Genomic DNA, 21,235 nt, shown 5'->3' with positions numbered 1-21,235 from the left:
CGTACCTAGAGAAAATACTCCATCGTTAAGTTACTCAGAAAGAATACCATCACTTTTATACGAACGCACAGTAATCCAGCCAAACTTCCGAGTTGATTTATATGCTACAAGTTGCAATACTTAAACGACAGTCTGCCTCGAAATACTACAGGTTAGATAATATCGTAATTATCTAACCTGTAACTTCATCTGCTATTTTACGAGCAAATTAATCATCCTACAAAATAATTGCTTCATGACGCGAAACAAGAGAGCATTTATTACATGTTATCAGCAGTTTTTTGCGAGTTAACATGTAAAAGACAACAATAACAGGTTCCTTGTTTGGTTATTTTTCTATAGTTATTTCACGGCGAAACTAAAGCATAAACACGCCGAAATTTTAACTTTACCGATAATAGAACAAAGACTTAAGGATGAAAAAAATGACTCATTTGATACACGGAAAGGTGTTAAAGCATACCTTCAGGTTAAGTGCTCTCACCGTTTCATGCCTGCTCGCTTTCAACGCCCATGCCGCAATGGATTGCAGCACTGTAGATCACTGGGATAGCGCCGTTGCTTATAGCGGAGGAGCTCAGGTACAAGAGACGAATAAAGTTTACAAGGCCAACTGGTGGACACGGGGCAATAACCCAACGGCCAATACCGGAGAGTGGAGCTTTGTCGATAACTGTCGTGCAGGCGGCGAGAACGTCTTGCCAACTGTATCACTAACATCACCTTCTGGCTCTGCCAACCTCACAGCCGGTGACACCGTTTCTATATCGGCCAATGCCTCTGACTCAGACGGCACAATCAGCAAGGTTGAGTTCTATATCGGACAAACTCTTCTCGCAACGCTCACTAGTGCTCCTTACACTGCAAACTGGACCGCAGTAGCCGGCGCTCATACCATTAAAGCCAAGGCATTTGACAATCAGGGCGGCGTTTCGGAATCCGCGACGGCTGTTACAGTACAGGAAGGCAACACAGGCAATACCGCTCCGACAGTCGACCTGACGCTCTCCGCTACCTCAGTCAACCTAGGCACCGCCGTCACCTTGACATCTCAGGCCCACGATCCTGACGGCACTGTCGACAAAGTCGACTTTTTCGTCAACGGTGCGCTAGTCGGCACTTCAGCTACCGCCCCATTCACTCTGGCCTATACCCCGGCTCAGGCTGGTACGCTTAACATTCATGCCCGTGCAACAGATAACTTAGGTGCAACCTCAGACTCAGCAACTGTCCAGCTTGTCGTCAACGGTGGCACAACAGCCAAGGACTGTCGTCCCGACGGCCTCTACCAGACCGAAGGCATTAACGTGCCATACTGTACGATCTATGATGATCAGGGCCGTGAACTGATGGGGACTGATCACCCACGACGTGTTATCGGCTACTTTACCAGCTGGCGTGCCGGTGGTGATCCTCAAACATCCTACCTTGTCAAAGATATTCCCTGGGAACAGCTGACGCACATTAACTACGCTTTCGTTAGCATTGGTTCTGACGGCAAGGTTAACATCGGTAATGTCAATGATCCGGCCAACCCGGCGGTCGGCATGGAGTGGAACGGTGTTGAAATAGATCCAGCACTAGGCTTCAAAGGTCACTTTGGTGCCCTGGCCACAGCGAAAGCCAAACATGACGTCAAGACGCTGATTTCGATCGGCGGCTGGGCTGAAACCGGCGGCCACTTTGGAGCCGACGGCAAACGTGTTGCTGACGGCGGTTTCTATACCATGACCACCAATGCCGATGGCAGTATCAATCATGCGGGCATTCAAAAGTTCGCTGATTCTGCCGTCGACATGATGCGCAAATACAAGTTTGATGGCCTTGATATCGATTATGAATACCCTACATCAATGGCTGGTGCCGGTAACCCGGATGACAAAGCGTTTATGGAACCTCGCCGCCAGTACCTATGGGCGTCATATCAGGAGTTGATGAAGGTTCTTCGCCAGAAGCTTGATCAGGCCTCAGCGCAAGATGGCATTCACTATATGCTGACCATTGCTGCACCTTCGTCTGGTTACCTACTCCGTGGCATGGAGACGTTTGATGTCACCAAATACCTCGACTACGTCAATATCATGTCTTATGACCTACATGGGGCATGGAACGAGCATGTTGGCCACAATGCGGCACTCTTTGACACCGGTAAAGACTCGGAGCTGGCGATGTGGGACGTGTACAACACGGCTCAATACGGTGGAATTGGCTACCTCAATACCGACTGGGCCTACCACTACTTCCGCGGTTCAATGCCAGCAGGTCGAATCAACATTGGTGTGCCTTACTATACCCGTGGCTGGCAAGGGGTTAATGGTGGTGAGAACGGGCTGTGGGGACTAGCTCCGCTGCCAAATCAGGCAGAATGCCTGCCGGGTACCGGTGAAGGACAGAAGAATAACTGCGGTAATGGTGCAATGGGCATCGATAACTTGTGGCACGACAAGGGCGCTGCAGGTAATGAAATGGGAGCTGGCTCCAACCCTATGTGGCACGCTATGAACCTCGCTCAAGGAGTCTATGGTTCATATACTGCCGCTTACGGACTCACTCCGGCAACCCATCCGCTAACCGGTAACTATACCCGCCATTATGATTCTGTTGCGGTCGCACCTTGGCTGTGGAACCCTGAGAAGAAAGTATTCTTGTCTACTGAAGATGAACAGTCCATTAATGCCAAAGCTGACTATGTAATGAACAAAGAAATCGGCGGCATCATGTTCTGGGAACTCGCTGGTGACTATAACTGTTATGTCCTTGATGCCAACGGTAACCGTACGACAGTTGATGCTACGGAAAATGCCTGTAAGACCGGCAATGGTGAATACCATATGGGTAACACCATGACCAAGGCTATCTACGATAAGTTTAAGTCTGCGGCTCCGTATGGCAATAAGATTGCCACCGGCGCAATAGCGACTGAAGCACTTGATATCACTGTTGCGGTAGGCGGCTTTAAAGTTGGCGATCAAAACTATCCTATCAATCCGAAGCTAACTTTCACCAACAATACCGGGCAGGAAATACCGGGAGGTACCGAGTTCCAGTTTGATATTCCGGTGTCAGCCCCTGATAACGCAAAAGACCAGTCAGGCGGCGGCCTGAAAGTAATAGCCTCCGGCCATAGCCGAGCCAACAACATTGGTGGTCTGGACGGTGTAATGCACCGCGTCGCCTTCAGCCTGCCAGCATGGAAGAGCCTACCTGCAGGCGGTACGTACGAACTGGACATGGTGTACTACCTACCGATTTCCGGACCGGCAAACTATAGCGTGAATATAAACGGTAAAGACTATGCCTTTAAGTTCGAACAACCCACCCTGCCTATCGGTGATATCACGACAGGTGGCGGTGATAATGGTGGTGGCGAATGTGTAACAACCGGGCTCAACACCTACCCTAACTGGCCACAAACAGACTGGGCAGGAAACCCGAGCCACGCTAACCAAGGAGACAAAATCATTCACAACGGCGTTGTGTACGAAGCCATCTGGTGGACAAACTCTGTTCCCGGCAGCGATAATACATGGTCGACAGTGTGCGCAATTTAAGCACTTGTTAACCTAACAACCAGGCGCGGGATATTTCCCGCGCTTTTTCTATGGAATTGTCCACTTTTCGACCAGTTACCTGCCTGTACCTTGCAAAACCAAGCGTCAAAATAACGTCACAAGGTGCAACCTGGCTCTTAACAAAAATTTGACACCCCTATGAAAGCTCAAAATAAATGCGATATTGTGCTCAAAAAACAGACAAACAGTTCAAGGAAGGATAATTCATTCTTTGTGTTCCCTACTCACTGTCTTTGCATTATAAAACAAGAATATATAATCATTTCAAATGTAACAGTCTCAGCTTTAGGATATTTTGCACAATCCTGACACTGACTGCTGATAATAATAAATTCCCATTTTAACGTAATGTATTTAAAAACAAACATCACTTCACGCATCAATTAAACCGGATTTTTTTGCGCATCAGCACACTGGTACAGCAATCATTCAAGTCTAAACTTTTTATTATTTTATGGTAAAGTCTCGCCATCTTAGTCATAAATCAAACAATAGAGTGTTTAATAAGAACAATGAAGAAGGCGATTTACCTGTTCATCTTGGTTTTTTGCTATTTGCCGCTGCAAGTATCTGCCAGTAGTACTCACAGCAACTCATATAGTAATGTTAATAGTCCTGATGTCGTCATCAAGCACGTATATAAAGAAGCAAATTTAAAGGGAGTTATTGATTTTCAAGTATTTAAAGAGGGCTATAATGCTTACTATAATACTAAGGGAAGAAAGAAACAGTTACTGACTATTATTGATTACAGCAAGCCTTCTACTGAGAAACGCTTCTTTGTTATTGACCTGAAAAGGAACAAGCTCGTCTACCACACATACGTATCACACGGTGTGAATAGTGGTGGTCGTGAAGCAACACGTTTTTCAAACATTGTAAATTCTCGACAAACGTCTTTGGGAACCTTCCTAACAGACACCACCTACTACGGTGGGAACGGATACTCGTTAAAACTTGATGGCATGACACACGGTGTTAACGACAATGCGCGCAGGCGTTATATTGTCGTCCATGGTGCTGACTACGCGACGGAATCCTTTATTCAGCGACATGGATATTTAGGACGTAGCTGGGGCTGCCCTGCGCTACCAAAAGGATTGTCACGACAAATCATTGATACGATTAAAGGCGGAAGTGTTATTTACGCTCACGCTTAATAAAAACACTCTAATAGGTGGCTGCTATATATTTAACAGCCACTTAATTACTTTCAATACAATCACAACCAGTGAATGAATAATTAAAAACAAACACTTAAGACTAGTTTAAGTGTGGATTCATTAATACATTTTATAGTTAAACCCCACTCATAATAAATACAACAATATTCAACGCAATTATTGGAATTACTCCAACAGCGCATCAAACACCGCCATGAATGTACCTTTTTCTGTATTTTCGCCCATTAGAAAAGTCTCTTGAACTGCTGCACCTTCGCTTGTCATAAAATCAAATAACGTTAATTTTGCATCAGCAGCCAGGTGCAATCCAAAGCTGTTTCTCCCTTTGTCAGTTCCCAAAATAAATTGAAGGAGCTTCATGCCGAAAGCATATTCACCCTTTACAAAGTGCTCAGCATAAATATCACAAACTAGGCCGCTTCCCTTAGCGGAAAATTGCTTCATCATCTTCAGCGTTTGTCGAACCGATGGTTCATCAAGATACAAAGTGACACCTTCCCACAAAAACAATGTCTTTTTGTTCGGATCATACCCAGCTTCCTCGAGATTTTCGCACCTCCCAAGCTCAGAAAAATCTACTGGTACAAATGTCACCGAACTGATATCGATACCCGCTTTCTTCAGGCTCTCGATCTTAAGCTGCTGAACCTTAAACATGTCCAGCTCAAAACAGGCTAGCTCAGAGGCTTGAAATATGTTGTAGCATCGCGTATCAAAACCCACGCCATACATACAAACTGCACCACACTATGTCGGTGTTTATCTATCAGTGAGTCAATATACACAGTCCGTGCGGTAACAAGATCAGAAAGTCCCTCCTGTTCTGTTGACGGTATTGCAGGATAGCCATAGGAATTAACAGAGTCTGCACAATAACGAAAACCACCAAAGCAACTGCGGGCAGGATGATATAAAAGGGAGGCAAAAAAAATCCCTGCCTGAGCAGGGATTTGAAGATTGTCAGTTAAAGAAGTGGCGACTAAGCAAGAGCTTCTTCAGCTGGTACATATGGCAGGTCAAGAGCAACGGCAACTTCATCACAAGTGATTTGGCCGCGGTATACGTTTAGACCGTTCATTAGGTGCTTATCTTCCTGTAACGCAGCTTTGTAGCCTTTATCAGCTAGTTTCAGGATGTATGGCAGTGTTACGTTGTTCAGTGCGAACGTTGATGTACGAGCAACGGCACCCGGCATGTTTGCAACGCAGTAGTGAACAACATCATCGACGATGTAAGTTGGGTCACTGTGAGTTGTTGCGTGAGAAGTTTCTACACAGCCGCCCTGGTCAATTGCAACATCAACAATCGCAGCACCTGGCTTCATTTTCTTAATCATTTCAGCAGTAACCAGTTTCGGTGCAGCCGCACCTGCAACCAGTACACCACCAACAACAAGGTCAGCTTCCAGTACGTGTTTTTCGATAGCATCTTTCGTCGAGTATACGCACTGTACTGTGCCACCGAACTGCACATCCAGGTTACGTAGAACGTCAATGTTACGGTCAAGCACAACAACGTTTGCACGCAGGCCAACAGCCATTTGCGCCGCATTAGCACCAACAACACCGCCACCAATGACAACAACTTTAGCTGGCTCTACACCCGGTACGCCCGCTAGAAGCATGCCGCGGCCACCTTTAGATTTCTCTAACGCAAATGCACCAGCCTGGATTGACATACGACCTGCAACTTCAGACATTGGCGCCAGCAGAGGCAGACGACCTTTGTCATCAGTCACCGTTTCATAAGCAATACATACTGCTTTGCTGTTCACAAGATCAGTTGTCTGCTCTGGATCCGGGGCAAGGTGAAGGTAAGTAAACAGAATTTGACCTTCGCGAAGCATTGCACGCTCTACAGCTTGCGGCTCCTTAACTTTGACAATCATTTCTGATTCGGCAAAAACAGCTTCCGCAGTTGGAAGAATTTGAGCACCGGCATCAATGAAATCTTGATCACTGAAACCGATACCTGTACCTGCCTGTGTTTCAACATACACAGTATGACCATGTGCTACCGCTTCGCTCACTGAAGCTGGAACCATACCTACACGGTACTCATGAACTTTAATTTCCTTAGGTACACCAATAATCATCTTTGTATCCTTGCTGCCTTGTTTAAAAGTTATATACACAATAATGAAAAACTCTTGGAATGTGCGTCCGTTTTTTAACCTATTTACAACAAATGAATCTAGAATTTTGTTCTGCTGTGGCACAATAATCTGTTTTTGACTTAGCTCACACAACATTTGTTTGTATTTACGAGTGAAATTAGACCAGTAAACCAGCTTTTTGCAAACATCCAGTCATTTGCGCCAAATAGAAAAGAACAAGCAGTGATAATACCTGCCTATAAATATGAAATTGCGTGCAAAAAGCAGCTATATTCAGCGTTTTATCATCTACAATAAAGCATAAAATTCAGAATCTGGGCTTTTTTTAGACAAAATATGCACATGTAAAAAAACGCACGCATCAGATCAAAACACAACACACGATCACAAAAAATAAACAAATAAGTGATATTTTCGTGTAGCAGTGCACAGTTTTCCAGGTATAAAAAAAGCCGCTAAAGCGGCTTTTATAAAATATTATGAAGAACAGTTATTCAGCCTTCAAACTCCCAAGGCATTTCCGGTAACGCATTCAAGTTTTCACTATAACGCTTCAGATCAAAGCTACCTTCATTTTTGGCCACGTCAAAAACCTCGACAGATAATGCACAGGCAATCATCTGAATCGCCTCTTCGCGTGGCGTGCCAGTCATCATCAAGCGCATCAAGGTCTCTTTGACCTTGATCGGATTACCTTCTGCCAACTGATTTTCAACGGTTTCAACCAGCATATCGCCAGTCATGATTTCATCATTTTCCATAATTAAACCTGTTTGTTTCGCTTCCTATACTATACGCGTAATCGTGGGCATTAGGCGTATACAACATCATTTTTTTCCGCAGCGTCGCGAGGGCGGCGGATCAAGTCTGCCACAACGGAATGTGCCTGCGTCATAGTCTCGAAGTAATAGTCGGGCGTGATATGCCAATCGTGCGGCTCAGTATTCACCAACACAACCTTCAAACCAGCGTAGTAGGCCGATTGAACACCGGTAAAACTATCCTCGATTGCGATTACCTGTGAGGATCTAAAACCCAATGTGTTACATGCATGGTGATAGATATCTGGTTCAGGCTTGTTATTGTCGACATCTTCACCGCAAAAAACATACTCGAACAGATCAAGCCAACCATGGTGGTGCAAAATTCCTTCGACATACTCTCTTGGCGCTCCGGTGACAACAGCCATAGGCAACTGACCATGTAACTGGCGAAGCATATTATCGACACCGGTCTTGGCCGGGATCGTTCCTTTCATGAGCGCATCACGTGTCCGATGTTCCATTTGAACAAGCATCTGCTCAATAGACAGTTCTAAAGAAAAGCGGTTTTGTAATGCGGCGGCGACTTTATCCCAGGTAACACCGGCAAACTCACTGAGAAACTGTGCCGATGGCATTTCTATTCCGTTTATTGCCAGATAATTTGACCAGTTATCGGCATGGAAAACTTCCGAGTCTACCAAGGTGCCATCAAAGTCAAAACAAATTGCCTGCATATACTTTCATCCTAGCTAACAACAACTTCAGAGGCGCTATAGTAGGGACTCCCCTCTATTTACGCAAGTTAGCGGGATGCCAGAAAGGCAATACATAAATCCAGCGGGACCGGCTTGCTGAAATAGAAGCCCTGGACATACTTGCACTGTAATTCTCGCAATATCTTTAGCTGCGCTTCTGTTTCAACACCTTCGGCAACCACTTTGATACCAAGCTTATGGCTAAGATCGATGATCAGAGAAACCAATGTCAGGCTATCTTGGCTTGAGCCAAGCTCTTTGATAAACCCCCTGTCTATCTTGATGATATCCGGACGCAGTTCAACCACTGCACTCAACGATGAGTAGCCTGTACCAAAATCGTCCAGCGCTACCTGAATATCCCGCTGCTTGAAATAGCTCAGCAAACTCTGGATATCACTACTTTCTTTGGAAGCCGTGGACTCTGTGATTTCAACGATAATCGATTTATCTGGCAAGTCATATTGCTCAATCACCTCCCAGACCTGGGGCTCGTCACTACTGTTAATGAACTCTTTCACCGAACGGTTGACTGAAATACTCAAGTGACTAAAGCCAGCCTCATGCAGTTTTTTTAGATCCCGGCAGGCCTGATGAAGGACAAAAGCACCAATCTGCTTAATCAGACCGTACTTTTCAGCAACGGGAATAAATTCTACCGGCGAAATGTGCCCTTCGACTTCGTCATACCAGCGCACTAAGGCCTCAAGTTTATTTATCTCGCCAGTTTGAGCATTCACTATTGGCTGATAGTGAACCGTCAGTGCTTCTTCGGCAATGGCCTTTTTCAGGCGATCACGCAACTTGAGCTTTTGGATATACTCCGACTGTAGCTCACTATCATATTCACAGAAACCATTCCGTCCCTGCCCCTTCATGTTGTACATGGCATAGTCGGCATTCTTGAGCAAGGCATGGTGAGTCAATCCACTATCCGGAAAGGCCGATATACCGATACTGACCGTGGTATTGATTTCGATCCCTTCAATATACAGCGGCTTGGAAATCGCGGTGACAATATCCTGGGCTCGCTCCTTGGCATCAGCTGCCGAGATATCCGGTAACAAAATACAGAATTCATCGCCACCATAACGGCATATATTGTCTTTCTCATGAAAGATCTTCTTCAGTCGCTCGGCAATACGGGTCAGTACCCGGTCACCAAAGTCATGCCCATACAAATCGTTGATCGACTTGAAGTCATCCATATCAATAAACAGCAAAGAGAATACGTGGCTGTTCTTATGGATCGAGTTAATCAGCTGTTCGACACGGTGAATAAAGCTGCGACGGTTAACCAAACCGGTAAGGGGATCATAATAAGCAAAGAATGTCAGTTGCTCTTCAGCTTTCTTCCAATGACTGATGTCTCTAAATACCGCGACATAATTGATGATCTCATCGTTACTGTCGCGTATCACATTAATTGACATTTCTTCGGGATAAATTTCGCCGTTTTTCCGCTTGTTCCACACTTCCCCTTTCCAGTGTCCCTTGGTATTCAGGCTAAACCAGAGCGACTGGTAATACTCGTTCTCATGAAGGCCAGAGGATAATACGCTAGGGGTTAGTCCCAACAGCTCTTTTTCCCGGTAGCCTGTTGTTTCTTCAAATGCGCGATTAACAGAAATGATATTGTTGTTCTTGTCGGTGATCAGGATGCATTCAGACGTATTATCAAAGACAACCTGGGCCCGGCTCAGCTGCCGTCTGGCCTCAACAGTATGGGTTATGTCTCGCTGAATACCAGCAATCCGAATCGGGTTGCCTTTTACATCCTTTGCAATCACGCTCCCTTTCAGCTTCAGCCACCGCTCATTGCCATCAGTAAGCTGGGCATAATGGCTGTCGCTTAAACGGAACTCAAACTGAAATACACTTGTGAAGTTTTGCTGGATAAAACGCTGGAAAAAGTTCAGCCCCTCAATGCGATCTTCCGGGTGGATACAGTCCAACCATTCAGAAAAATCACTGCCGTCAGCCGGCTTTTCTCTTTCAAGAATGCTCCAGAACTTAGGCGAGGTAAAAAACTCACCGCTAACAAGGTCATACTCCCAAATTCCTTCTTCGACTGAATTGAACGTCGTATTCAGCTTGTGGGAGGTTTTGGTCAGTTTGGCTGAGATTTGATAGACATCGGTAACGTCATGTACCGTGCCTCGCATGAGAAGTGGTTTGCCTTTGCTGTCTCGTGTCACATCAGCCCGTTTGCGCAGATACTTAATCGTACCATCAGCCAATTGTGCTCTGTGGACAAGGTTATAGCTAATCGACTCTGACTCTATTGAACCAGTAAGCGTACTAATCACCCAGTCTCGGTCTTCGGGATGTATAAACTCTGATAATAAATCGATCGTTGGTGTGATCGACATATCCTCAAGACCATAAATACGGTATACCTCATGGCTCCAAGAAATCGTATCTGATGTTAAATCCCAGAACCAGCTCCCGACTTTACCGACTCGCTGGCCTTCTTCCAGCTCCCACTGCAACTTCTCTTGCTTGGATAACAAGGCCGAATACTTTAATTCGACACCAAGATGATAACTAAGATCGTCGCACCAACTTTGTACTTCCGCTGTGTGTTCATACCGTTCTTCGAATAAACAAACAATAATGCCAACGGCTTCCTCACTTTGAGAAAAAACAGGTATTCCCAAATAGGCCTCAGCCCCTAATTCCTGCAGCGCGATATCATCAGGAAATTGGTTAATCACATCAGATGGGTAGTAACAAGCAGTACTTTTTTCGTTGACGATTTGACAGGGGGTTCCTGCGAGCGGATAAGTGAAGTTCTCTTTTAGGTTACCGGCTTCACGGTACGAAAGGGTTTTCGCATACTTGCGTGATTCATCAAAGCAACCAATAAAACAATGCTTAGGTGAAAGGTGCTCAAACAGGAGATGAGTAATTTGGTCAAAAAACTGATTTCCATGCAAATTTTGTAGCGATTTTTCGATTGTTTTATTCATCACTGGTTTAGTAACACTCTGAACTATAATGCAACTCCAGGAATATGGCCTGGTTATATATGCGAAACGCCTGAAACTTTACAACATGGGTTACCTTTATTAAAGGAAACTCTACAAGTTGCTTATGCGATTATCCAAAAATGTTGATAAACATCACTATATACAGCAAAGACATTCGAGCCATTCCTATGGGGAATGGCCCGATTTTGACTATACCGCAATCAGTGAAAGCGAAAGCATCATTGCTGCCACTAACTAACAACCTGAGTTTTTGGGTGTGCAGGCAGGCGTATTGATATCAGGGTAGTAATCACAAGAAACGCAAAAGAAACCCATAAGCAAGCCGCAAGACCGGAGGTTTGATATATCCAACCAGACAGAATAGTACCAATCAAGCGCCCCATCGCATTGGCCATATAATAGAAGCCGACATCCAGCGAAACTCCGTCATCTTTGGCGTAGCTCACGATTAAGTATGAGTGCAACGATGAGTTAACGGCAAAAACAGCGCCAAAGATAAGCAGTCCGACCACAATGGTGATCTCCGGCTGCCAACCTGTCTGAACGCCAAAGGCTACCGCCGCAGTGATCACCGATAGCAATCCGGCCCAGCCTAGTGCAGCTTTACCGTCAGGAACGACTCCCCTAGCCTTCCCGGTGATCCGCGGCGCGAAACCCTGCACAAATCCATAGCCAATGACCCAAAGGGCCAAAAAGCCACCAACCAAGGTATGATTCCAGCCAAACACCTGCCCCATATAAATTGGCAAAGCAACAACAAACCACACATCCCGGGCACCAAACAGGAACATCCGCGCGGCCGACAAGATATTAATGCTGCTGCTCTTAGAAAAGATATGACTGAATTTTACCTTAGCCTTGGCTTTGCCCATACCTTTCTCAAGCCAAGTCAGGCTCATAACCAAAACCACAAACAGCACTGCCGCCATTGCAATTACGGCACCTTTGAAGCCAATTGTGGCCAATAGAAAACCACCGACAAAGAAACCGGCCCCTTTCAAGGCATTCTTTGACCCTGTCAGGATAGCTATCCACTTATACAGTGCTCCCTGCTGATTTCCGGGTACCAAAGTCTTGATGGCACTTTTGGCACTCATTTTATTCAGGTCTTTAGCAATACCCGATAGTGCCTGTGCCAACATGACCCAAGGTACGGTCAGATAAACGGACGGTACAGCCAGCATTAACAACGCCGCCACCTGCATTGCCAGGCCAATATTCATGGTTCGGTTCAGACCGAGTTTAGCCCCCAGCCAACCGCCAATTAAATTGGTTACCACACCAAAAAACTCATAGAACAAGAACAAGGATGCGATTTGCAATGGGGTATATCCCAACTGGTGGAAATGCAGCACCACCAGCATTCTTAAAGCACCATCCGTGACAGTGAAATTCCAGTAATTGAATGTCACTAACATGTACTGACGGACATCTTTAGATAAATTTGAAAAAGCAGCTAACATGCTCAGTTCTCTTATTTCGGTGTGGCTATATAACTAACGGGTCAACAGCTTCTTATGCCAGACCAACTTTACGGATCAGTTCAGAGGTACGTGTGGCATAGCCCATCTCGTTATCATACCAGGCATAAACTTTCACCATACGGTCATTAACAACCATGGTCGACAACGCATCGACGACGGTTGAGCGCTGATCGCCTTTGTAATCGATCGATACCAGCGGACGGTCTTCAAAACCAAGAACTCCCGCCAATTCACCTTCAGCCGCCTCTTTCAGCAGAGTGTTTACTTCTTCAGCTGTTGTATCACGGCTCACGTCAAAGATAATGTCCGTCAACGATGCATTTGCCAGCGGCACACGCACGGCATGGCCGTTAATTTTGCCTTTTAGCTCAGGAAAAATTTCAACAATCGCTGTAGCTGAACCCGTTGTCGTCGGGATCAGGCTCATACCACATGCACGGGCACGGCGCAGATCTTTATGCGGGGCATCAAGGATGGTCTGGGTATTAGTCAAATCATGAATCGTAGTGAATGAAGACTGCTCAATACCCAGTTTTTCGTGGATAACCTTAACCACAGGCGCAATACAGTTTGTGGTACAAGATGCAGCCGTTACAATGCGATGCTTCTCAGCATCAAACAGGTGATCGTTAACACCTACCACCACGTTCAGCACACCTTCTTCTTTTACCGGGGCAGAAACGACAACACGCTTTACCCCCTGATCAAGGTATTTCTGCAGGAAAGATGTTTTGCGATGAACGCCGGTTGCTTCCAGAACCACATCACAACCAGACCAATCAACCGCATCAATATCGCGCTCTTTGGTACAACGGATGCTGTGCTCACCGATAACAATCGTATCGCCGTCGGTTTTCACTGCGTGGTGCCAACGGCCTTGCACCGAATCGAACTCAAGCAAGTGGCCCAGTGTATGGGCATCACCAGCGACATCATTAATCTGAACAAACTCAACGTCGTCCCAGTCATAAGCGGCACGCAGTGCCAGACGACCGATACGACCAAAACCATTGATACCCACTTTAATTGCCATTGTTACTGTCCTTTTTGATAGTGCTACAAGCAATATAGTTAAAAAGCTGACTATATGGTGAACAAAACATCCGAAAAACCATATATATGAAATTTCAGATATGGTATCGAGTTCTTGCTCATCTGGCTAGATCTTTTTGAAACAAAACCTCAGCGGCTGTGCTGAATTACAAATGCAAAGGTCTTACTAAGACAACATGGTATATAAGGTGTTGATTAAAAAACAAAAAAGCCCCACAAACGTGAGGCTCATTGATACTGTAGCTCGTTAGTCGACTATTTATTTATATTGCTGAATATAATCAATGTGTGCCTGGCGAGTGAACGCACCCGGGCGCAGTGCCTGGATCTTCTCAATCGCACTTTCAAGCTCTACACCACGGTCCAGCATAATACAGGCAGCAATCAGCCCCGTTCTGCCAGAGCCACCCTTACAGTGGATGACTAACGCCTCCCCCTCATCCAGCATAGATTGAGCCGCTTTGTTGGCCTCAGGCCAGTTAGCATCAAATTCAGCACCAGGTGCACAGTCATCTTCAATAGGTAAATGGAACCATTTCAGACCCAGAGCTTTGCACTCTTCTGCCAGCTGAGTCAATCCTTCACCCGGTAGATCACCTGGCTCCAATGCTGTCAGTACCGCCGTTGCCCCGGCATCTTTCAACTGAACCAACGATTCTTTCAGATTGGCCTCTTTGGTGCCTGGACATGGTGTAAGTAACAATTTTGCACCACACGCTAGCGGTAACGTCCAAAATGGATGCGCGTTAGACATAGTATTTTCCTAATAATTGAACAAATTTGTGATTCAGGCGCCAACCTGGTTGTTGGCTTTTTGGCTAAATCCGGGCTTTTTCCTGTCGGTGATCTGAGTCAATTTTAGTTTTTCCTGATTGATCATACCCGGGTTACCATTTCGTACTGTTGATAGCGTGTGACGTATCCACACCGGAAGATGATCGGCCAGGCGATAGAAGATCCACAACCCTTCACGCTGATCTTGAAGTACCCCGCCGTCACGCAATAAGGCAAGATGCCGTGACACTTTCGGCTGACTCACATCCAGTACCTTGGTCAGATCGCCAACACTGAGCGCCTGCTCGTCCTCAATCAGCATCAGGATCCGCAGACGAAGCGGGTCGCTCATAATCTTGAACAGCTCCACCGGACCAACAACACTGTCCTGAGCCTCGCCGTTAAGCATGAGGAATAGTGAGATCCTGTCTCTTAGACCTTCAAAGGTTTCTCGGAAGCTGTCAACTCCCGCCACAGGCTTAGGATCTTTAAAATCCCAGTGAATGAGAGCATCTGAGTCTGCAAACAAGGCACACTCATTGCTGGCCTTGTCGCACAAGGTAATCACGATATCAAAATGTTGATCATGAATATCACTGGCAGACAGACTCTGCAGATTATCTGCACATACCCCTTGCTCAGCCAACACCTGATAGACACGCGGGTCGACGCCTTCCGGCTTCATACCAGCACTCATTACCTGATACTGCTCCCCTGCCATGTGACGCATCAGCGCCTCAGCCAGCTGTGAACGCGCAGAGTTACCAGTACAAAGAAAAAGTATGTTCTTCTTCATGATCATCTCTGTAATAATTTAATCGCCGCCAGTATATACGATTACCTATATATAACAATAGCCATATATAGATACATCTAAAACGGAAGAAGCATAAGGAAGTATCAGCGGTAGCGGTGCAGCGCCCCAGCATAGGGCGCCTGCTGCTGTTAGTTACTAGGGGGGAGTTCGTCACGAGTATCTGTGCTATTCGACAATACCCACTGCTCAACTTTTCCGGTTACCTGCGGGTGCGTTAACAAGTCCAGATGGTTAATACCAACGCCTACCCACTTATTTTCATCAAGATAGTTCAGCGCTTGCTGATTAGCTGTCGATTCGCCCAAAGCACTTGAAACCGGCACCAGCCCATCACCCAACTTGAGATTATTCTCATCTTTCAGATTCTGGCCGAGGCAACTTGCAATAGCACAACAAACAACGCCCTCAGGTAATAACGGACGTCCCTGTAAATGAGGGGCCTGCCCAGCCTTCTCCCAATCCACATGGCGAACGAATCCCTGGCTCAAGTCTTTCGTCCCGCTACTACGAATTTCAGACAACTTATTAAGTGTCTTCAAATATGGAGCATCAGCAAGTCTGCCATCTATCCAGCAGGCCAGCTGCGCCAAGGGGGCACCATTGTGCGGGGTGCCAAGGGTAATGAAAGTACGAAGAGTCGATAGCCAGTCAAGCTCATGTTGCTGGGCATAATAGCACGCGCTGCGGGTTACCAGCCCGCCCATGCTATGACCAATAATCACCAGCTCCTTCACCTGGCACGGCCAGGCTGCAATAAGTCGTTCGAGCATTAACGCGAATGCTTCGCCGTTGGTCGAGATATGCAGGCCGGTGTTATATCGTAAATAAATCGGCGTATATCCGTATTTTGCCAAGCTTCGGCCGTGATCGTGATCCTTGCGCTTCCACTGGACATCATTCATACACCAGCCGTGTACACACAATACAATGCGCTCACTACAGTCGGAAAGCTGCTGACTCAATATGTCAGTTTCAAAGCTTAGAGTCTGGCGCTGATCACGGATAGCCATTTCCTGCTTCAGACGGCTGTCTCGCTGAACCAGATAATCACCGAGAATGCCATTTAATGTGGCAATGACTACGTCACTTTGAACGGGCGGGAGGCCATGCTCTATGAAGTCGCCAAGCTTTTCCTTCGCCACCACTCTGTTTTCAGACACTTTTGACGATAGCTCATCCATCAGCACCTGAAACTTCTGACTTAGGTTATTCCTAGAAATCATACTTCAACCTTTGTTAAGCCACATTTACTAACCATCATTGATTAGCTGAATAATGAAATCAAGCACTTCTCAAGAAGAAGGGGCTTATTTTTAAATATTGAAGAGAGTGGTTGTCAGAAGTTGAATATAATATGAGGGGTTCAAAATAGAATCATAGAAAACTGCAAAACAAGTATGACAATAAAAATTAGAAAAATCACTCTAATTATCAATTTAAATAAAAATAATTTCAGGCTATATATTTACAGCCTGAAATCATGATGATAAATAATTATAAAACCTCGGCGGCTATCAGCTCTTCATTGAGAGACTTTTTTATATAATCGTCCAAGATCATATCCGCCGCTTTCTCAGCAATCATTATTGTTGGTGCATTAGTATTACCGCCAATTAATGTCGGCATTATTGAAGCATCGACCACACGCAAGCCCGAAACGCCCCGGACTTTTAACCTGGGATCCACAACAGCCATTTTATCCAGCCCCATTTTACATGTACCGACAGGGTGATAAATGGACTCGGCTTTACGGCGGATAAAGGCTTCAAGCTCCTCGTCTGTCTGAACCTCTTTGCCAGGAAACACCTCTTCTCCTCGGTAGTGATCAAAGGCAGGCTGTTTAAGGATCTCACGAGAAAGCTTAATCCCTTTTATCATCACAGCAATATCTTCTTCATTGTCGAGATAGTTCGCCTGGATGATTGGCGGCGTTGCCGGATCACTGTCCCGGAGTACCAGTTTTCCCCGGCTTTTCGGACGTAGATTACACGCATGCAACGAATACCCATGTCTGACCGTCTGCCACAGATTCAGGCCATGATTATCCAAAAAGCAGGGAGAGAAGTGAAACTGTACATCCGGTACCGCCTGCTCTGGAGAGCTCTTCACAAAGCCCCCCGCCTCTGCGATATTACTGGTGAAATTTCCTTTCCTAAACAAGATATAATCAAAGAGGCCTTTTATCGAACGCATTAGAGCAACTGGTGAAAACCCGACAGAGTGGAAGGTTTTTTCACGGGTAACCGCAAGTACATCAAGGTGATCCTGCATATTCTCGCCTACACCGGGCAGGTCGCACACAACTGGAATATCATGTTGATCTAATTGATTTTTGTTTCCCACTCCCGAAAGCAGTAACAGTTGCGGGCTATTAATCGCCCCGCCACTGAGCAACACCTCTTTGCTGCAATGAAGCGTATGTGTCTGGCCCTCTTTAAGGTATTCAATTCCAGTCGCTTTGGTTCCCTCAAACAGTACTCTTGTTGTCAAAGCCTCTGTGATTACAGTTAGGTTATCTCTTTCTTCCGCCGGACGCAGATAACCTACCGCAGTACTGCAGCGCTGGCCGTTTTTCTGAGTCACCTGATAGTAACCAACCCCTTCCTGTTCAGCGCCGTTAAAGTCCTCGGTATATCGATGCCCAGCCTGTTTGGCTGCCTTGATAAACGCCTCCGACAACGGATTCTTTATCCTCAAATCAGAAACATTCAAAGGCCCGTGTGAGCCATGGTAGGTATCTCCACCCCGCTCCTGGTGTTGGGACTTCTTAAAGTAAGGCAATACCTCCTTGTAGCCCCATCCTTCATTGCCCAACGAGGCCCATTCATCGTAGTCACAGGCGTGTCCACGTATATAACACATCGCGTTTGAAGCGCTGCTACCACCAAGGGTTTTTCCACGCGGCCAGAATAGCTGCCTGTTGTTAAGGTTTGATTCCTCTTCGGTGTAGTAGCGCCAGTTCATTTTCTTAGAATGCATCATGCCAATGATGCCAAGTGGCACATGGACCATAACACTTGAATCTTTTGGTCCGGCTTCAACCAGGCAAACCTTTATTGACGGATCTGAAGACAACCTATTAGCAAGTACACACCCTGCTGACCCTGCCCCCACAATTATGAAATCATACATAATACCCTCTCAAGTTAATCGCGATGATTTGCCAGCCAATCTATAAAAAACCAGTCATTGATATTGATTATTTCTCACACCTTCAATCATAGATTAATTTAACTGTTTTTGATTTATTTCCTTAATGAAATTGAAATACTTGCCGATTTACAAAATAAAAAGGTGATCTGTTTAATAAAATTAGCCATTAACTAAAGACAACAACTCAGACCAGTGTAAGTTATATTTCTTAAAGGAATAAAGAATATTGCCCATCAATTAAGGAGAGCGAATGGCATATTTTCTAACAGGTGGAACGGGTTTTTTAGGCCGTAATCTCATCACCAAACTGCTCAAACGCGAAGGAACTATCTATATCCTTTGCAGGAATGAAAAGGCCCAGGAAAAACTGACAACCTGTATATCGGAATGGGATGTTCCGGCAGAGCGTATTGTGCCAATCATGGGTGATCTGACACTGCCTCAATTAGGATTAACCAAGAGTACAGTTGCGGCATTAAAAGGGAAGGTTCACCATTTCTTTCATCTTGCTGCAATTTATGACCTGAATGCGACTGCCGAGGCTCAAGAGGCCGTGAACATTGAAGGAACTCAAAATGCTGTAGAAGCCGCCGAAGCATTGGATGCGGGCTGTTTCCATCACATTAGTTCAATCGCGGCTGCCGGGTTATACGAAGGGCACTTCCGGGAAGATATGTTTGAGGAAGCCGAACACCTCGAACATCCTTACTTTTCAACTAAGCATCTGGCTGAAAAGACAGTCCGTGAACAGTGCAAGATACCGTTTAGGATCTACCGCCCAGGCATGGTGATCGGTGATTCCAAAACAGGTGTTGCAGATCGTGTAGACGGCCCGTACTACCTATTTAAAATGATCCAACGAATTCGAGCCGTGCTGCCAGCATGGGTACCGACAATTGGCCTTGAAGGCGGAAGCCTGAACATCGTGCCGGTCGACTACGTCGTCAACGCACTAGACCATATTGCGCATAAGGATGGACTCGACGGCCAGTGTTTCCATCTTACCGATCCGAAGCCTTATCGCTCCGGCGAAATCATGAATATTTTTGCCGAGGCAGGTCACGCTCCCCGTATGGCGCTTCGACTTGATGCCAGATTATTCGGTCTGGTGCCGAACCAGGTCAAGAGCGCCATTTTGTCTCTGCCGACCATCAAGCAAATCACAGATGTGACGCTGAGAGATTTAGGGATCCCTTCGGATGTACTGAAATTCTTCACGTATCCTACTGAGTTCGACTGCCGTGAAACGCAGAAGGCGCTAAAAGGCTCTGGTATCGAGTGCCCTCGCCTGCCAACGTATGCACCAGCTATCTGGGACTACTGGGAACGTCATCTTGACCCTGAGATCTCGGGAGATCGCAGCCTAAGTGCACGCGTCAGTAACAAGATCATTATGATCACCGGTGCCAGCTCAGGGATCGGACAGGCGACAGCATTCAAACTGGCTGAAAATGGTGCTGAAATGATTTTGGTGGCCCGTGATGAAGAAAAGCTGGCTAACACCAAACTTGAAGTCGAAAAACGCGGTGGCATTGCGCACACCTTCCAGTGCGATCTTTCTGCTATCGATCAGGTTGAGCAGTTGGTAGCGGATGTACTCGAAGCACATGGCCGCGTCGATATCCTCATCAATAACGCCGGACGCTCTATTCGTCGCTCGATTGCTAACTCAATCGATCGCTTCCACGATTTCGAGCGGACCATGCAGCTGAACTACTTCGGTTCACTGAAGCTGACTCTCGGCCTGCTACCAAGCATGGAAGCCCAGGGCGGCGGTCATGTAATCAATATCTCGTCTATCGGGGTATTGACCAATGCGCCGCGCTTTTCTGCCTATGTAGCTTCAAAGGCTGCGCTGGACGCATTCACCCGCTGTGCGGCGTCTGAATACTCAGATCTGAATGTGAACTTCACCACCATCAACATGCCGCTGGTTGCAACACCAATGATTGCACCGACCAAAATCTATAAGTCGGTACCGACACTGACACCAGATGAAGCGGCCGATTTATTGGCTACTGCGATTATCGACAAGCCAAAACGTATTGCAACAAACCTCGGTATTTTTGGTTCGTTGCTTCACGCACTATTCCCGAAACTGGCTGAAATCATCATGAACAGCAGTTTCCGAATGTTCCCTGATTCCAAAGAAAGTGATCAAGGGAAAGAACAAAGAAGCGAAAAAGCCTCTTCGGCAGAGCTCATTGCATTCTCTGCCCTGCTGAAAGGCATTCATCTTTAATCAACCAAACACTCGTCTCAAGGGTGTGGCTAGGTAACAACTATTTAAGGACAAAATCATGGCTGATCTAAAAGAAAACTTTGAACAAGCACAACTAGACGTTAAAAAACTGACCAAACGCCCATCAAATGAAGAGTTGCTCGCACTGTATTCTCTGTACAAGCAGGCAACGGATGGTGATGTACACGGTAAACGTCCTGGTATGTTTGATTTCAAAGGCGCTGCCAAGTACGAGGCATGGGAAGGCCTGAAAGGCATGGATGCTGAAACTGCAATGCAGCAGTATGTTGATAAGGTCACTGAGCTGACTGCAGCTTACGCATAATTC

At 46.1% G+C, this 21,235-nt stretch carries 15 protein-coding genes; 4 read left to right on the top strand and 11 right to left on the bottom strand.

The annotated features are described in order from the left end of the window. The first annotated feature begins 425 nt into the window (after nt 1-425). Together EIZ48_RS01720 and EIZ48_RS01715 are read left to right on the top strand one after the other, a co-directional pair. Nucleotides 426-3,551: a chitinase C-terminal domain-containing protein gene (locus EIZ48_RS01720; RefSeq protein ID WP_160648394.1), complete on the top strand. Its 3,126-nt coding sequence runs from the start codon at nt 426-428 to the stop codon at nt 3,549-3,551. Between the two features lie 533 nt (nt 3,552-4,084). Further along, nucleotides 4,085-4,732, top strand: coding sequence for a murein L,D-transpeptidase catalytic domain family protein (locus EIZ48_RS01715; RefSeq protein WP_160648393.1), 648 nt, complete (start codon nt 4,085-4,087; stop codon nt 4,730-4,732). Between the two features lie 189 nt (nt 4,733-4,921). Here the strand turns inward: EIZ48_RS01715 and EIZ48_RS01710 are convergent, their stop codons facing one another. The 11 genes from EIZ48_RS01710 to EIZ48_RS01660 form a co-directional block, all read right to left on the bottom strand. Beyond that, nucleotides 4,922-5,488, bottom strand: a complete 567-nt coding sequence (locus tag EIZ48_RS01710; RefSeq protein WP_160648392.1) for a class I SAM-dependent methyltransferase — start codon at nt 5,486-5,488, stop codon at nt 4,922-4,924. A 247-nt stretch (nt 5,489-5,735) separates the two neighbouring features. Further along, complete coding sequence (gene ald, locus EIZ48_RS01705; RefSeq protein ID WP_160648391.1) at nt 5,736-6,851, bottom strand: alanine dehydrogenase; 1,116 nt, start codon at nt 6,849-6,851, stop codon at nt 5,736-5,738. 515 nt (nt 6,852-7,366) lie between these two features. Then, a complete protein-coding gene (locus EIZ48_RS01700) occupies nt 7,367-7,633 on the bottom strand; it encodes a hypothetical protein (RefSeq protein ID WP_160648390.1) in 267 nt (88 codons plus the stop codon). 50 nt (nt 7,634-7,683) lie between these two features. Beyond that, nucleotides 7,684-8,370 carry an HAD family hydrolase gene (locus EIZ48_RS01695; protein ID WP_160648389.1) on the bottom strand — a complete coding sequence of 229 codons (687 nt, stop codon included), beginning with the start codon at nt 8,368-8,370 and terminating at the stop codon, nt 7,684-7,686. A 68-nt stretch (nt 8,371-8,438) separates the two neighbouring features. Next, nucleotides 8,439-11,363, bottom strand: coding sequence for a sensor domain-containing protein (locus tag EIZ48_RS01690; RefSeq protein ID WP_160648388.1), 2,925 nt, complete (start codon nt 11,361-11,363; stop codon nt 8,439-8,441). A gap of 251 nt (nt 11,364-11,614) precedes the next feature. Continuing rightward, nucleotides 11,615-12,847: an organoarsenical effux MFS transporter ArsJ gene (gene arsJ / locus EIZ48_RS01685; protein WP_160648387.1), complete on the bottom strand. Its 1,233-nt coding sequence runs from the start codon at nt 12,845-12,847 to the stop codon at nt 11,615-11,617. Between the two features lie 52 nt (nt 12,848-12,899). Then, complete coding sequence (locus EIZ48_RS01680; protein WP_160648386.1) at nt 12,900-13,901, bottom strand: ArsJ-associated glyceraldehyde-3-phosphate dehydrogenase; 1,002 nt, start codon at nt 13,899-13,901, stop codon at nt 12,900-12,902. Between the two features lie 279 nt (nt 13,902-14,180). Continuing rightward, nucleotides 14,181-14,675, bottom strand: coding sequence for a cyclin-dependent kinase inhibitor 3 family protein (locus EIZ48_RS01675; RefSeq protein ID WP_160648385.1), 495 nt, complete (start codon nt 14,673-14,675; stop codon nt 14,181-14,183). Between the two features lie 33 nt (nt 14,676-14,708). Continuing rightward, a complete protein-coding gene (locus EIZ48_RS01670; RefSeq protein WP_338046889.1) occupies nt 14,709-15,494 on the bottom strand; it encodes a metalloregulator ArsR/SmtB family transcription factor in 786 nt (261 codons plus the stop codon). A 146-nt stretch (nt 15,495-15,640) separates the two neighbouring features. Next, complete coding sequence (locus EIZ48_RS01665; protein ID WP_160648383.1) at nt 15,641-16,735, bottom strand: PGAP1-like alpha/beta domain-containing protein; 1,095 nt, start codon at nt 16,733-16,735, stop codon at nt 15,641-15,643. 271 nt (nt 16,736-17,006) lie between these two features. Next, nucleotides 17,007-18,644 (bottom strand): GMC family oxidoreductase, encoded by a 1,638-nt coding sequence (locus tag EIZ48_RS01660; protein ID WP_160648382.1) that lies wholly within the window; start codon nt 18,642-18,644, stop codon nt 17,007-17,009. Nucleotides 18,645-18,915: 271 nt separating this feature from the next. Here EIZ48_RS01660 and EIZ48_RS01655 point away from each other — a divergent pair, with 271 nt between their 5' ends. Both EIZ48_RS01655 and EIZ48_RS01650 read left to right on the top strand, forming a co-directional pair. Beyond that, nucleotides 18,916-20,907 (top strand): SDR family oxidoreductase, encoded by a 1,992-nt coding sequence (locus tag EIZ48_RS01655; RefSeq protein WP_160648381.1) that lies wholly within the window; start codon nt 18,916-18,918, stop codon nt 20,905-20,907. A gap of 58 nt (nt 20,908-20,965) precedes the next feature. Further along, nucleotides 20,966-21,232, top strand: a complete 267-nt coding sequence (locus tag EIZ48_RS01650) for an acyl-CoA-binding protein (RefSeq protein ID WP_075761956.1) — start codon at nt 20,966-20,968, stop codon at nt 21,230-21,232. Nucleotides 21,233-21,235 lie beyond the last annotated feature (3 nt).

Source organism: Photobacterium alginatilyticum (genome assembly GCF_009910675.1).
GTDB classification, from domain to species: domain Bacteria; phylum Pseudomonadota; class Gammaproteobacteria; order Enterobacterales; family Vibrionaceae; genus Photobacterium; species Photobacterium alginatilyticum.
Note: the sequence above shows the minus strand (reverse complement) of the source record. Positions and strands in the feature narration are given on the sequence as shown.

Excerpts from the sequence above, each read along its gene's own strand:
- EIZ48_RS01650 (WP_075761956.1), top strand. The coding sequence starts at position 20,966 with ATGGCTGATCTAAAAGAAAACTTTGAACAAGCACAACTAGACGTTAAA.
- EIZ48_RS01660 (WP_160648382.1), bottom strand. The coding sequence starts at position 18,644 with ATGTATGATTTCATAATTGTGGGGGCAGGGTCAGCAGGGTGTGTACTT.
- EIZ48_RS01655 (WP_160648381.1), top strand. The coding sequence starts at position 18,916 with ATGGCATATTTTCTAACAGGTGGAACGGGTTTTTTAGGCCGTAATCTC.
- EIZ48_RS01715 (WP_160648393.1), top strand. The coding sequence starts at position 4,085 with ATGAAGAAGGCGATTTACCTGTTCATCTTGGTTTTTTGCTATTTGCCG.
- EIZ48_RS01720 (WP_160648394.1), top strand. The coding sequence starts at position 426 with ATGACTCATTTGATACACGGAAAGGTGTTAAAGCATACCTTCAGGTTA.
- EIZ48_RS01710 (WP_160648392.1), bottom strand. The coding sequence starts at position 5,488 with ATGTATGGCGTGGGTTTTGATACGCGATGCTACAACATATTTCAAGCC.
- EIZ48_RS01675 (WP_160648385.1), bottom strand. The coding sequence starts at position 14,675 with ATGTCTAACGCGCATCCATTTTGGACGTTACCGCTAGCGTGTGGTGCA.
- ald (WP_160648391.1), bottom strand. The coding sequence starts at position 6,851 with ATGATTATTGGTGTACCTAAGGAAATTAAAGTTCATGAGTACCGTGTA.
- EIZ48_RS01665 (WP_160648383.1), bottom strand. The coding sequence starts at position 16,735 with ATGATTTCTAGGAATAACCTAAGTCAGAAGTTTCAGGTGCTGATGGAT.
- arsJ (WP_160648387.1), bottom strand. The coding sequence starts at position 12,847 with ATGTTAGCTGCTTTTTCAAATTTATCTAAAGATGTCCGTCAGTACATG.
- EIZ48_RS01695 (WP_160648389.1), bottom strand. The coding sequence starts at position 8,370 with ATGCAGGCAATTTGTTTTGACTTTGATGGCACCTTGGTAGACTCGGAA.
- EIZ48_RS01700 (WP_160648390.1), bottom strand. The coding sequence starts at position 7,633 with ATGGAAAATGATGAAATCATGACTGGCGATATGCTGGTTGAAACCGTT.
- EIZ48_RS01680 (WP_160648386.1), bottom strand. The coding sequence starts at position 13,901 with ATGGCAATTAAAGTGGGTATCAATGGTTTTGGTCGTATCGGTCGTCTG.
- EIZ48_RS01690 (WP_160648388.1), bottom strand. The coding sequence starts at position 11,363 with ATGAATAAAACAATCGAAAAATCGCTACAAAATTTGCATGGAAATCAG.